General features: G+C 68.7%; 11 protein-coding genes. 4 read left to right on the forward strand and 7 right to left on the reverse strand.

The features are described from left to right. Positions 1-45: 45 nt before the first annotated feature. Positions 46-1494: an FAD-dependent oxidoreductase gene (locus ABIN76_RS00065; RefSeq protein WP_346957684.1), complete on the reverse strand. Its 1449-nt coding sequence runs from the start codon at positions 1492-1494 to the stop codon at positions 46-48. A 216-nt stretch (positions 1495-1710) separates the two neighbouring features. Here ABIN76_RS00065 and rarD point away from each other — a divergent pair, with 216 nt between their 5' ends. Further along, positions 1711-2766, forward strand: a complete 1056-nt coding sequence (gene rarD / locus ABIN76_RS00070; RefSeq protein WP_346957685.1) for an EamA family transporter RarD — start codon at positions 1711-1713, stop codon at positions 2764-2766. Positions 2767-2910: 144 nt separating this feature from the next. On the opposite strand, the gene ABIN76_RS00075 is transcribed toward rarD, so the two are convergent. Beyond that, positions 2911-3783 carry a universal stress protein gene (locus ABIN76_RS00075; protein WP_346957686.1) on the reverse strand — a complete coding sequence of 291 codons (873 nt, stop codon included), beginning with the start codon at positions 3781-3783 and terminating at the stop codon, positions 2911-2913. Positions 3784-3972: 189 nt separating this feature from the next. Between ABIN76_RS00075 and ABIN76_RS00080 the strand changes: the two genes are divergently transcribed. Next, positions 3973-4815 carry a hypothetical protein gene (locus tag ABIN76_RS00080; protein WP_346957687.1) on the forward strand — a complete coding sequence of 281 codons (843 nt, stop codon included), beginning with the start codon at positions 3973-3975 and terminating at the stop codon, positions 4813-4815. Positions 4816-4930: 115 nt separating this feature from the next. Here the strand turns inward: ABIN76_RS00080 and gabT are convergent, their stop codons facing one another. Both gabT and ABIN76_RS00090 read right to left on the reverse strand, forming a co-directional pair. After that, the gene (gabT, locus tag ABIN76_RS00085) at positions 4931-6286 is read right to left on the reverse strand and encodes a 4-aminobutyrate--2-oxoglutarate transaminase (protein ID WP_346957688.1); all 1356 of its coding nucleotides are present in this window, start codon (positions 6284-6286) and stop codon (positions 4931-4933) included. 95 nt (positions 6287-6381) lie between these two features. Next, entirely contained in the window at positions 6382-7812 is a 1431-nt protein-coding gene (locus ABIN76_RS00090) for a gamma-aminobutyraldehyde dehydrogenase (protein WP_346957689.1), read from the reverse strand. Between the two features lie 159 nt (positions 7813-7971). On the opposite strand from ABIN76_RS00090, the gene ABIN76_RS00095 reads away from it, so the two are divergent. Continuing rightward, positions 7972-9414, forward strand: a complete 1443-nt coding sequence (locus ABIN76_RS00095) for a PucR family transcriptional regulator ligand-binding domain-containing protein (RefSeq protein ID WP_346957690.1) — start codon at positions 7972-7974, stop codon at positions 9412-9414. A gap of 101 nt (positions 9415-9515) precedes the next feature. Here ABIN76_RS00095 and ABIN76_RS00100 read toward each other — a convergent pair whose 3' ends face one another. Then, entirely contained in the window at positions 9516-10052 is a 537-nt protein-coding gene (locus ABIN76_RS00100; protein ID WP_346957691.1) for a hypothetical protein, read from the reverse strand. 212 nt (positions 10053-10264) lie between these two features. On the opposite strand from ABIN76_RS00100, the gene ABIN76_RS00105 reads away from it, so the two are divergent. Continuing rightward, positions 10265-11092, forward strand: a complete 828-nt coding sequence (locus ABIN76_RS00105) for a DUF1206 domain-containing protein (protein ID WP_346958025.1) — start codon at positions 10265-10267, stop codon at positions 11090-11092. 5 nt (positions 11093-11097) lie between these two features. On the opposite strand, the gene ABIN76_RS00110 is transcribed toward ABIN76_RS00105, so the two are convergent. Both ABIN76_RS00110 and ABIN76_RS00115 read right to left on the reverse strand, forming a co-directional pair. Then, positions 11098-12087: a DNA topoisomerase IB gene (locus tag ABIN76_RS00110; protein ID WP_346957692.1), complete on the reverse strand. Its 990-nt coding sequence runs from the start codon at positions 12085-12087 to the stop codon at positions 11098-11100. Positions 12088-12242: 155 nt separating this feature from the next. After that, positions 12243-13697 carry an FAD-dependent oxidoreductase gene (locus ABIN76_RS00115; RefSeq protein WP_346957693.1) on the reverse strand — a complete coding sequence of 485 codons (1455 nt, stop codon included), beginning with the start codon at positions 13695-13697 and terminating at the stop codon, positions 12243-12245. Between the last annotated feature and the right edge of the window lie 34 nt (positions 13698-13731).

Genomic DNA, 13731 nt, shown 5'->3' on the forward strand with positions numbered 1-13731 from the left:
CTAGTGGGCTCCCGGCAGCGGCCGCCAGAGCGCGGCGGCGGCGGGTCAGTCCCGGGAGATCCGGATCATTTCGTCCCGCGGCACAACCTTGATGCGTTCGCGCACCACGCCGTCGTCCGGGTGGGCGGCCGACCACGCGGCGCCGAGCGCCAGTTCGTGGGCATCCAGCTTGTTCCAGCCTTCCCAGGTGGTGTATTCGACGCCGCGCTCGTCCAGCAGGTCGATGATCGCCTGCGGATCCGGGTTCTGCGCCGGCGGGAGGGTCAGCCGGTCCTCCAGCAGGAAGCCGATGGTCTCCAGCGCGTCGCCCTTGGTGTGGCCGATCAGGCCGACCGGGCCGCGCTTGATCCAGCCGGTGGCGTAGATGCCGGGCACGGGTTTGCCGTCCGCGCCAAGGACGCGGCCGCCCTCATTCGGGATGACACCGCGCCGGGCGTCGTACTCCAGCTCGGCCAGCGGGGAGCCGTGGTACCCGATGGCGCGGTAGACCGCCTGGACCGGGTAGTCCACGAACTCCCCGGTGCCTTTGACGTTGCCCGTGCCGTCCAGCCGCATGCGCTCGAACTTGATGCCCACCACCTTGCCCGGGTGCGCGGCGTCGCCTGTGTCTTCTCCGAGGATTTCGACCGGGTTGTGCAGGAAGTGCAGGTGCAGCCGGCGGGAGGACGGCTGCTCGGCCTCGGCGTGCTCCTCGACGAGCCAGTTTCCGAGGGTGTTCACCATGGTTTTGATCTGGTTGTTGGTGCGGATGGCTTCGTCGGAGGCCTCGTCGAACTCGAAGTCCTCCGGGTACAGGACGATGTCCACGTCGTTGGCGTGGCTCAGCTCGCGCAGCTCCAGCGGGGTGAACTTCACCTGCGCCGGACCGCGGCGGCCGAAGACGTGCACGTCCGTGACCGGGGAATCCTTCAGGGCCCGGTAGACGTTGTCCGGGATCTCCGTGACGAGCAGGTCATCGGCGTGCTTGGAGAGCATCCGGGCGACGTCCAGGGCGACGTTGCCGTTGCCGATCACGGCGATTTCCTTCGCGTCCAGCGGCCAGTCGCGGGGAACGTCCGGGTGGCCGTCGTACCAGGAGACGAAGTCCGCCCCGCCGAACGAGCCCTCCAGTTCGACGCCGGGGATGTCCAGGTCCGCGTCCTTGATGGCGCCGGTGGAGAAGATCACCGCGTCGTAGAAGGCGCGGAAGTCGTGCAGGGTCAGGTCCCGGCCGTAGCTGACGTTGCCGAGGAAACGGATGTCGCCCCGGTCCAGGACCTTGTGCAGGGCGTTGACGATGCCCTTGATGCGCGGGTGGTCCGGGGCGACGCCGTAGCGGATCAGGCCGTAGGGTGCCGGGTAAGCCTCAAACAGGTCGATGCTGACCTCGAAGTCGCCGCCCTTGACCTCGTTGGATTTGGTCAGGATGTCCGCGGCGTAGACACCGGCCGGTCCGGCGCCGACGATCGCAACGCGGAGGGGACGTTTGGACGGAGTTGCGGCCGAGTTGGACACCGGAAGCCCTTCTGAGTCTTGGAGGGGGCGCCGGAAGATACAGCGCACAGTCCCCCATTCTAAATGTCCCCGCGGTGGCATGTGCCGCCCGGTGAGGGAAAACACTGCTGGGGGAAACGCTGTCGAGGGGGAACCTCGGGGAAAACACTGCGTCCGGGCCGCACCACCAAGGTCCCCGGCAGGAATAGGGGCACCGGGGGTGGTGTTATTGGTCTTGTGCCTATCTCCGACGGAACCCCTGCCCCCGCTGCCCTGACTCCCCCGGCGGCGCCCGCACCCGGGGCCCCCGCAGCCCCCGCACCCGGGGCCGCCGCCGCCCCCGCACCCGGCGGGGCACCGGGACTGAAGGCAGTGGACAAGGACACGACAGCGGGGATCCTGTTCGGCATCGGCGCCTACGGCCTGTGGGGCCTGCTGCCGCTGTACTTCTTCGTGCTGCACCCGGCCGGTGCCATCGAAATCGTGGCCAACCGTGTTGTCTGGTCCCTGCTCTTCTGCGTCCTCCTGATCACTGTCACCCGCTCCTGGCGGGTGATCGGCGCCGCATTCCGGAACCGCACCGTAATCGGCCCGCTCGCCCTCGCGGCCGGCCTGATCGCAGTCAACTGGCTGACTTACACCTACGGCGTGACCACCGGCCAGGCGGTCGAAACATCCCTGGGCTACTTCATCAATCCGCTCGTGTCGGTGTTGCTGGGCGTATTTGTCCTGAAGGAGAAACTGCGGCCGCTGCAGTGGGCCGCCGTCGGAGTCGGATTCGTCGCCGTGGGTGTGCTGACGTATTCCTATGGCAAGCTCCCGTGGATCGCCCTGACCCTGGCGTTCAGTTTTGGCCTCTACGGCTTCGTCAAGAAGCGCGTGGGTCCCCGGGCCGACGCGATCACCAGCCTCTCCGTGGAGACGATCGTGCTGGCACCCATCGCCGGGGCCACCATGATCGTACTGGCCCTCACCGGCGCCGCCACCCTGACTAGCAACGGTGCCGGGCACTTCTGGCTGCTGGCAGCGTCCGGCGTCATCACCGCCGTCCCGCTGCTGTTCTTCGGCGCGTCCGCCCGGCGGCTGCCGATGACGACGATCGGGCTGCTGCAGTACTTCGCCCCGGTGCTGCAGTTCATCGTGGCGCTGGTGGTTTTCAAGGAGGCCATGACCCCGGAGCGCTGGGTCGGCTTCGGCGTCGTCTGGCTGGCCCTGCTCCTGCTCACGGCGGACATGTTGCGGACCGCGCGCAAGAACTCCGTCACCCGCAGGCTGGCCCGCGCCGCCGCCTAGCCCGCACCGCGCGAACGTACACTTAGGGCCCCGCGGCACCGCGCGAACGTACACTTAGGGCCCCGTCGGCGCACGACAAGGGGCCGCAAATGTACGTTCGCGCCCAGGGAACGGGCCGCAAGTGTACGTTCGCGCCCAGGGGGGTTAGTCCTCCGGGGTGGTGTCGATGCGCACGTAGTCGCGCGGCACCACGACCATGGGGACCGGCAGGGCGCGGAGCACCTTGTTGGCCGTGCTGCCGATGAAGAGCTTGTTCTTTTCCGCCAGCCGGGACGAGCCGACGATCATGATCTCCCGGTCATCCCATTCGAGGTCGTCGATCGCTTCCTCGATGGTGCGGCCGTGCGCCACTTCCACACTGACCGAGTGCCCTGCCGGGAGCCGCTCTGCCGCTGCCTTCAGCACGGTGTTCGCGTGGACGTGCGCGGCGTTGACGTTCTCGCCGCCGTCGCCCTCGACGTCGAGCTCCACGAGGGAGACCAGCCGCAGCGGCACGCCGCGGCGCCCGGCCGATTCGATCGCGACGTCGATCGCGGCCTCCGCGCCGGTGCGCTGCCCGACGGCGAGCGTCAGCCGGGTGATCGGTTCGGTGTTGCGATAGCCGCGCGGGGCCAGCGCCACCGGCACCGGGGAGGCATGCAGCAGGGCGTTGGCTACGCTGCCGACTGTGTGGCGCTTGAACAGCCCGCTGCTCGCCGCGCCCACCACGATCAGGCCGGCGCGGTACTCCTTAGCGGCGTCGATCAGGCCCGCGGCGAAGGAATCCGCCTGGCGCACGTGGAACCTGGCCTCAAGCCCTTCCGGGACCGCGGAAAGGCCCTGCCGCTCGGCCGTGAGCACGGACTGCTCGGCGGCGCTGACGCGATTTCCCTGCGGGTTCAGCGCGACGTAGGGGGTGTGCCGGTCCACGACGTGGACCAGGTCCAGGTGGGCGCCCTGGGCGCGGGCCATGGCCGAGGCCAGCGCGACGGCGTCGGCGCCGCGGTCGTTGGGTGTGTAGCCAACTACGTATCGCATCGAAGAACCCCTTATGGGTCTGGGGCAGAATCCAGCCTGGCCCGGGGTTCCGGGCAACGGCGGCCGGTCTGCGTTTCTGCAGTGGTAGGAACGACTCTAGCCCAGCGATGCGCCCAATAGTGGGTGACTTTTGGCCCTGCGGCGCGCCACCGTCCGCAGCTACGCTGAAGTTGTGGAGGGGAGCTCACCATGAGCGTGATCGGGAACCACGGGTTGACGGCTAAAACGACCGGGCTGGGTTTGTTGGCCCTCCTGCTCGCGCTGAGCGGCTGCACCCCTTCCCCGCCGCAGCCCTCCGGCAGCAGCACGGCCCCGGCAACGGCCACAGAATCGGCCACAGCGTCCGCTACGACGACGGCCACGGCCTCCGCGACGACGGCGACGACGTCACCCACCGGCTCGACGACGCCGTCGGCCTCCGCGACGCCGCCGCCGGACGCCGACGAGACCGCCGCCCCCAAGGACGGCGACCGCGTGATCTCCTCGACCATCACGCATGACTGGGCCTCGCCGTCGGCCGCGGCACCGTTCACGACCACGCACCGGAACCCTGTGCCGCTGGCTCCGCCGCCCGCCGAGCCGCTTCCCACGCTCTCCACGATCGGCGCCGGGCAGCACCCCTCGGACACTCCGCCGTATGACCAGCTGAGCTTCCGGTTCAACGGGGCCTTCCCGAGCTACGACATCTCCTTCGTGCCAGAGCTCCTCGCCGACGGCAGCGGCCTGCCCGTGCCGATGCCCGGGACTGGGGCGATCGTCAAAGTGGTTTTCCGCGGCGCGCAGGCGCACACAGCGGACGGCAAGGCCAGCACCATCACGAGCAGCCCCGCACCCTCGATCGGCTACCGGGCGCTCACCAGCTACGCCCCGGCCGGTGACTTCGAAGGGGTGCTCAGCTACGGAATCGGCGTCGGCCGCCCGGGCACCACGGTGCCGCCGACAAAGGTGCGGGTCTACGAGGTGGAGAAGATCGAGCAGGGTCGGCGTCTCTATGTAGTGGCCATCCAGCTCGACGCCAGCTCCTGGAAATAGGCGGCGAAAGACCCCTAACGTGGACGAGCCGCGGACTTTTCAGTCCGCGGCTCGTCCACGTTGCTGCGGGGCTTGTCCAGCCCGCCGGTCAGGCCCCGCCGGTCAGCGTTGCCGGTCAGGCGTTGGCGCGGACCGCCGCGGCCAGGACTTCGAGACCGTCCAACAGGAGCTCGTCGCTGATCACCAGCGGCGGCAGCAGCCGGATCACGTTGCCGTAGGTGCCGCAGGTGAGGATGATGACGCCCTCCTTGAGGCAGGCGGCGGCAACGGCCTTGGTCAGCTCCGGGTTCGGTTCCTTCGAGCCGGCCTGGACCAGTTCGATCGCGAGCATGGCGCCACGGCCGCGGATGTCCCCGACCACGGACAGCTCGGAGGCGAGTTCGCGCAGCTTGCCCAGGGCGACTTCCTCAATGTGGCGGGCCCGGGCGTTGAGGTCGTACTGCTCCATCGAACCGATAGCGGCCAGTGCCGCGGCGCAGGCCACCGGGTTACCGCCGTAGGTGCCGCCGAGGCCGCCGGGGTGCACGGCGTCGAGCAGGTCGGCGCGGCCGGTGATGGCGGAGAGCGGCATGCCGCCGGCGATTCCCTTGGCCATGGTGACGATGTCCGGGATCACGCCCTCGTGGTTCACGGCGAACCATTCGCCGGTGCGGCAGAAGCCGGACTGGACCTCGTCGGCAATGAAGACGATGCCCTTGTCCTTGGCCCAGGCCGCCAGGGCCGGCAGGAAACCTTCGGCCGGGACGATAAAGCCGCCCTCGCCCTGGATGGGTTCGATGATGATCGCGGCCACCGACTCGCCGCCGATCTGCTTCTCGATCATGGTGATGGCACGCTTGGCGGCCTCGGCGCCGGTAATCTCCGGGTTTTCCTCGCGGTACGGGTAGCTCATCGGCATCCGGTACACCTCGGGCGCGAACGGGCCGAAGTTGGTCTTGTACGGCATGGCTTTGGCGGTCAGCGCCATGGTGAGGTTGGTCCGGCCGTGATAGGCGTGGTCAAAAGCGACGACGGCGTCCCGGCCGGTGGCGAGGCGGGCCACCTTGACGGCGTTCTCCACGGCCTCGGCACCGGAGTTGAACAGCACGGTGCGCTTCTCGTGGTCACCCGGGGTAAGCCGGTTCAGCTGCTCGGCGACGGCGACATAGCCCTCGTAGGGAGTGACCATAAAGCAGGTGTGGGTGAAGTGCTCCGCGGCTTCCTTCACGGCGCCGACGACGGCGGGGTCAGAGGCGCCGACGCTCGTCACGGCGATGCCCGACCCCAGGTCGATGAAGGAGTTGCCGTCGACGTCCTGGATGATGCCGCCGTCGGCGTCGGCGACGTAGACCGGGACGCTGGAGGCGACGCCGGACGCGACGACCGCCTTGCGGCGTTCGGTCAGGGCGACGGACTTGGGGCCCGGAAAGTCGGCCTGGACGCGGCGCTTCTGCTCCAGACGGTACGTGATGTCGTTTGCTGTGGTGGTCATGGGGAAGGCCTTTCTAAGCGTGGAAGGGTCGGCGGGGCCGGGTCTGGCGGGGGCAGTGGGGCGTCTGCGTTATGCGGCGGCGTTATGCATCTGCGTTATGCGTCGAGCGCGCTCATGACGTGCTTGATGCGGGTGTAGTCCTCGACGCCGTACATCGAGAGGTCCTTGCCGTAGCCGGACTGCTTGAAGCCGCCGTGCGGCATCTCGGCGGTGAGCAGGATGTGCGTGTTGATCCAGACGGCGCCGAAGTCCAGGTCGCGGCTGACCCGCATGGCGGTGCCGTGGTCCGTGGTCCAGACGCTGGAGGCGAGGGCGTAGTCGACGTCGTTGGCCAACTCGATGGCCTCGGCCTCGGTGCTGAACTTCTGAACCGTGATGACCGGGCCGAACGTTTCTTTCTGGACAATGTCATCGGTCTGCTTGGCGCCGGTGACAATGGTGGGCTCGAAGAAGAAGCCCTTCTCCCCCGCACGGTGGCCGCCGGTCTCGATCTTGCAGTTCGCCGGCAGGTGCTCCACAACGGAGGTGACCGCGTTGAAGTGGTTGACGTTGTTCAGCGGACCGAAGTAGTTGTCCTCGTCGTTCTGCGAGCCCGTGCGCAGGGTCTTGGTGTGCTCCACCATGGCGGCCACGACGTCGTCGTGCACGGAATCCTCGACCAGGACGCGGGTAATTGCCGTGCAGTCCTGCCCGGCGTTGAAGAAGGCGAACTCGGCGATCGCGGCGGCGCTCTTCTTGATGTCCGCGTCCTTGAACACGATGGCGGGGGCCTTGCCGCCAAGCTCAAGGTGCGCGCGCTTGAGGCCCTTGGCCGCGCCGGAGGCTACGGCGATGCCGGCCCGGACGGAGCCGGTGATGGAGACCAGGCCCGGGACCTTGTGCTCCACCATCAGGGCGCCGGTCTCGCCGGTGCCGAGGACGACGTTGAGCACGCCGGCCGGGAGGATCTCGCCGGCGAGTCGGGCCAGGACCAAGGTGGATTCCGGCGTGGTGTCGGAGGGCTTGAGGACCACGGTGTTGCCGGCCGCGAGGGCGGGGCCGATCTTCCAGACCGCCATCAGGAACGGGTAGTTCCAGGGGGCGACCTGCGCGACGACGCCGATCGGTTCGCGGCGCACGTAGGAGGTGTGGCCCTCGAGGTATTCGCCGGCGGACTTGCCTTCCAGGAGGCGGGCGGCGCCGGCGAAGAACCGCAGCTGGTCCGCGCCGGCGGCAACTTCCTCGGCGGCGATCAGGGAGCGGACCTGGCCGGTGTTGCGGTGCTGCGCCTCGACAAGTTCGTCGCTGTTGGCCTCGACGGCGTCGGCGAGCTTGAGCAGCATGAGCTGGCGCTGGCCGGGGGTGACGTGCTTCCAGCTGGCGAAGGCGTTCTTCGCCGCGGTCATGGCGGCGTCGACGTCGGCCTGCACCGAGACCGGTGACTTGGCCACCACCTCGCCGTTGGTGGGATTGACGATGTCCAGCATGGCGGTGCCGGCGGGGGTGACGAACTCGCCGTTGATGAAGTTCTGCAAGGTTTGAACCACGGTGTACAACCTCTTTCGTGCTGGCCTGGGGAAGACAGGTAGGAGGGATCTGCGACTGCTCCGAGCCTATGCCAGGCACGCAAGCCGGGGAATAGGCAGCTGCACACCGAAGCCACGGGGCTTTAGTGCGGTTGACCAGCACCCGGCTATCCTGATTCCATGGCAATTTCACTCGCGGCGCTGCTGGGGGTCCCGTCCCTGAAGCTGACGAAATCCGGCCTCGCGGAAACAACCTGGCACCAGGACATCCACTGGGTCGCGGTGACCGAACAGGAGGACCCGCAGCGCTTCCTTAACGGCGGGGAACTGGTCCTCACCACCGGGATGCGGCTCAAATCCGCGCCTGAGCAGCGACGCTTCGTCCGCCAGGTCCAGCGGGCCGGCGCCGTGGGAATCGGCTTCGGGATCGGCCTGACGCACGAGGCGGTGCCGCCGGCGCTGATCGCCGAGGCCAACCGGTGGGGCCTGCCGGTGGTGGAAGTGCCCTACGAGACACCCTTCATCGCGATCGGCAAGCTGGTGGCCGATGCCCAGTCCGCGGACCACTACGCCAAGCTGGAGCGGCTGATTGCAGGGCACCAGGTCCTGGCCCGCGCCCTGCTGACCGGCGGCGGACTCGCTGAACTCCTCAAGCACCTCGGCTCCATGCTGCGCACCGACATCGTCCTGACGCAGTTCACGGCGCAGCTGTACAACAGCGCCGCGGGCAGCCCCTCCCCCACCGCGGACGGCTGGGCCTCGTACCCGATTCCCACCGGCCGCCGCGACGCCTGCACGCTCTGGGTCCGGCACCCGTTCGAGGACTCGGGAATCGTCGGCTACGCGCAGAACCTGATCAGCGTTGAACTCAACAACATGGTCAAGCAGCGCCAGTCGCAGCGCGCCCTGGCCGGGCAGGTGCTCGAGGACGTCATCCACGGGACGCTCGAGGCCACCGAAGCCACTCGGCGGCTCGCCGGCATCGGTGTCAACAGCACCCGCAAGAACGTGGTGCTGCTGGCGGAATCGGCGGCCCACGCCAAGCAGCTGGGGAGCTCCTCGCTGCCGCGGCCGCTGGCGGCGGCGGTGACCGCCGTCGTCGGCAAGGACCTGGTGGTGCTGGTCCACGACGACGGTACCGGCGCCGGCGCACTGGCCAGGAGCCTCAGCGACCACCTCGCCGAGGCCGGAATCCATGCCACGATCGGCATCGGCGGGGCCTATACCAAGCCCAACGGTCTGCGTTGGAGCTACTTCGAGGCCCGCGACGCGGCAAGCCACGGCCTGCCGGTCAACGAGCCGGAGCGGCTGAGCCTAACCTCGCTGCTGCTGGCCAGCGAGGACGTTCCGCTGGCGGACATGGCGAACGAGTCGCTGAATCCGCTCCGCCACTTCGACGCGGCCCACGGCGCCGAACTGATGACCACGCTGGAGAGCTACCTGAGCAACAACGGCTCGGTCGCGGCCGTCGCGGAGGAGCTCACCCTGCACCGCAACACGGTCCGGTACCGGCTGGCGCAGATCACCGAACTGACCGGCTACGACCCGGCCCAGACCGCGGACCGGGTGCAGCTCTGGCTGGCGCTGGCTGTGCAGCGGCTCAGCGCCCGCCACCCGCGCTGACGCACGCGTCCCCGCCACCAACAACGCGGGGTCAGACCGCGCCCATCCGGCAATTGCCGTGGGAGCGTTCTGACCCCGCGTCGGAGTGGAACCAGCGGCGTCTAGCGGGAGAGGCCCTTGAAGACGTTCTTCGGCCGCTGCATTTCGCCGTGCTTGGCGCCCAGGACGATCACCGAGCCGGCGAAGACCGGGATGGCCCACTGCAGGATCTTCAGCTGCTGCTGGGCGGAGCGGAGTTCCTCGGAGGCGCCCGGCTTGGGCTCGGTGGCGCCTTCGGCACCCTCGGCGGCGAGCTTGTCCACCTTCGCACCCTGCAGACCGGCGTACAGGGTCACCGCGGCGCCGGCCAGGGTGACGACGGACTTGTAGATGCTCAACTGGGTGACACCGTCCTGCTTGGCCATCCGGCCCTTGTTTTCCCACATGATGGCGAGGCCGGAGAGGAAGTGCGCACCGAAGGCCGCGGTCTGGTACGGGGCCCACTTCTTCCAGCCGAGGCTGGACAGACGGGTCCGCTCGGCCGGGTCCTTGGCCTCCGCCGTTGCGCCGTTCAGCCCGATGGCGCCCATCAGCGAACCGCCGAACCACGCGCCGGCGGTCAGGTCGTGGATGGATCGGGCAACAAGATTACCTGCCATGGTGAGCTTCCTATCGTGTGAAATCGAATCCGGAGCGGCGCGGCCCCAGGGACCGCACCCCTGACATAGTAAGCACACTTAGCACCAAGTTGATAGTCCCCGGTTTCCGCCGGGCGCACACCGGGAAGGCGGCGGGAAGGCGGCGCCGTTACGCGTAAGCTCGTGGCCATGGAGGAGAACGTGTGAGCCGGGAACTGCCGGGCGGGGAGGCGGTGCCGGCCCACGAGGCTGCCATCGGCGAAGCCGCCGATGCCGCGGAGGCCGCCTCCAACAGCAGGGTGCTCGACGTCCTCGCCCGCTGGGGATTCGCCGTGATGGCCCTGCTCCACGTTGTGATCGGAGCAATCGCCGTCGCGCTGGTGCTCGGCGCTCCGGGCCAGGCCGAGCCCACCGGCGCCATTGAGCAGCTCGCCGCCAACCCCTGGGGCCCGGCCGTGATGTGGTCCGGCGCCATCGGCTGCGCCGGGCTCGCCCTGTGGCAACTAAGCGAGGCGACGCTGCGGGCCCGGCATCTGCCGCGCGGGGAACGGCTGGGCAAACTGGTGTCCTCAGGCTTCCTGGCAGTCGCCTACGGCAGTGTCGGGTTCACCTTCGCCAGCTTCGCCGTCGGCGTCCGCAGCGACTCGGGCGAGTCCACCGCGGCGTTCAGCCAAGCCCTGCTGAACCGGCCGCTGGGTGCGCCGCTGCTGATCGGGCTGGGCCTGACGGTCAGCGGGATCGGCGTCTACTTCGTGGTGAAAGGCCTGGGCAAGAAATTCAAGGCGGAACTGCGGCATTTTGAGGGCACGCACCGGGGCCACCTCATCAGCGGCCTGGGCGTGGCCGGCCACGTCGCCAAGGGATTGGCATTGGTTCTCACCGGGCTGCTGTTTGTGATGGCCGCGGCCACTGATGACCCCGGCTCATCCACCGGGCTGGACGGCAGTCTCAAGGCGTTGCAACACCACCCCTTCGGCCCGTTCCTGCTGCTGGCCATCGGCGCCGGGTTCATCGCGTACGGCGTGTTCGCCCTGATCCGCGCGCGGTTCGGGCGGATGTAGCCAGGTCAGCGCAGCGGGACGACCGCGCCCTCCTGGTACAGCAGCGCCCGGATCTCCGATTCGGCCGAATCCAGCCGCTTCGGGTCGATGGTCTCCCCCGCCGCGAAGTGGTCCAGCAGGCGCGGATCCACGTAGCTCTTGCGGGCGATCGACGGCGTGTTGCCCAGCACCGCCGCAGCGTCGACCATGGCGCGGCTCACGGCGCGTTTCCGCGCCGAAACCTTCGGCTGCGGGCCGCTCCTGGCCAGGCTGACGGCCGCCGCGACGGTTCCGCGCAAGGTGCGGAAGTCCTTCGCGGTGAAGTCCGCGCCGGTGCGTTCCTTCACGTAATCGTTGATCTCGGCGCTGGTGACAGGATGCCAGCTGCGCCCGTTCTTGTAGGCCAACAGGCGGGCGTTGCCGCCGCGGCGCTTGAGTGAGCGGACGACGGCGGCGAGGTCGGCGTCGTCGATCCTGGACTCCCATGTCTTGCCGCTCTTGGCCGGGAAGCTGAGCCGCAGCTCATCCTTGCGCACTTTCACGTGCGCGCAGAGCAGGGTGGCCAGGCCATGGCTGCCGTTCTCGTTGGTGTACCGCTCCGAGCCAACGCGCAGCGACCCGCTGTCCAGCATCCGGAAGGCGGCGGCGAGGACACGCTCCCGGGTGAGTCCTTCGGAGCGCAGGTCCAGGGTCACCAGCCGGCGCGCGGACGGCAGGGTCTCCGCGAGCTGCAGCGACCGGTCAAACTTGAGCCGGTCCTTCCGCTCCCGCCAGCTGGGGTGGTAGATGTACTGGCGCCGGCCGACGGCGTCGACTCCGGTGGCCTGGATGTGCCCGTTGTCGTAGGGCGCGATCCAGACGTCGGTCCAGGCCGGCGGGATCCCGATGCTTTCCAGCCGGTCCCGCACCGGGCCGGCCGGCAGGGTGGAACCGTCCAGGTCCTTGTAACTGAAGCCGGTCCCGGCGGGAACCCGGCGGTACCCGCGGCCGGACGCGTTGCTGTGACGGAGCCTCATCGGCCGGATCCTGGGTGCCTTGCGGTGTCCATGACGGTAAGCCTACTGACTACCCGCCGGGATCTCCCACATATCAAACAACGCGGGGTCTCCTCGGGCCCGTGATTCCCTCCGGGACGGGCGCGAAATGACCCCGCGTTGCACTGGTCAGGCGGTCAGACCTCCGCAGCGACACCGCCGCGGGAGATTTCCACCATGTCCTCGCGCGGGACCACCTTGATGCGCTCGCGCTGGATGCTGTCCGCCCCGGCGCTTGCCTTCTCGCCGAGGGACCGTTCATGCGCGTCCAGCGCCAACCAGCCCTCCCAGCTGGTGTACTGCACGCCGCGGCTCTCCAGCAGTCCGACGATCGCCTCCGGCGCGGGCGCCGCGGCCGGCGGCAGGCTGTCGCGGTCCTCCAGCAGGTAGGTCACGGTTTCCAGGGCGTCGCCCTTGGTGTGGCCGATCAGGCCGACCGGGCCGCGCTTAATCCAGCCGGTGGCGTAGATGCCCGGCACGTGGGTGCCCGCGGCATCCAGGACGCGGCCGCCGTCGTTCGGGACCACGCCCTTGCTGTGGTCGAAGTCCACCTCGGGCAGCGCGGAGCCGAAGTAGCCGATGGCGCGGTAGACGGCCTGGATCGGGTAGTCGACGAACTCGCCGGTGCCGCGGGCGTTGCCCGTGCCGTCCAGTTCGGTGCGCTCGAACTTAATCCCGGCGACGCGGCCGGGCGTCGCCGCGTCGTCGTACACCTCCACCGGGCTGTGCAGGAAGTGCAGGTGCAGGCGGCGGGACGCGGTGAGTTCGGCGAGGTCCTCGGGCTGTTCGGCGATCCAGTTGGTCAGCGTGCCCACCATGGTCTTGGTCTGGTTGTTGCTTTGGATCTGGCGGTCCGATTCGGCATCGAACTCGAAGTCCTCGGGGTAAAGGATGATGTCGACGTCCTTGGAGTGGGACAGTTCGCGCAGTTCCAGCGGGGTGAACTTCACCTGCGCGGGGCCGCGGCGGCCGAAGACGTGCACGTCCGTGACCGGGGAGTCCTTGAGTGCGCGGTAGACGTTGTCCGGGATTTCGGAGACCAGGAGGTCATCGGCGTGCTTGGAGAGCATCCGGGCGACGTCCAGCGCGACGTTGCCGTTGCCGATCACGGCGATTTCCTTGGCCTCCAGCGGCCAGTCGCGGGGAACGTCCGGGTGCCCGTCGTACCAGGAGACGAAGTCGGCGCCGCCGTAGGAACCGTCGAGTTCGATGCCAGGGATGTTCAGGTCTGCGTCCTTGATGGCGCCGGTGGCGAAGATGACGGCGTCGTAGTGGGTGCGGAGGTCCTCGAGGGTGAGGTCCGTGCCGTAGTCCACGTTGCCGAAGAACCGGATGTCGCCGCGGTCCAGGACCTTGTGCAGGGCGTTGACGATGCCCTTGATGCGCGGGTGGTCCGGGGCCACGCCGTAGCGGATCAGGCCGTAGGGTGACGGGTACCGGTCGAAGAGGTCGATGCTGACGGTGAGCTCGCCGCTTTTGACGGCCTCGCTCTTGGTCAGGATGTCCGCGGCGTAGACGCCGGCGGGGCCGGAACCGACGACGGCGACGCGCAGCGGGCGGGCGGGCGTTCCTACAGGGGTGTTCGTTGACACGGCTGTGTTCCTTATTCTTCTGCTTCCGTTGCTC

The organism is uncultured Arthrobacter sp., assembly GCF_964021775.1.
In the GTDB taxonomy this organism is placed as follows: domain Bacteria; phylum Actinomycetota; class Actinomycetes; order Actinomycetales; family Micrococcaceae; genus Arthrobacter.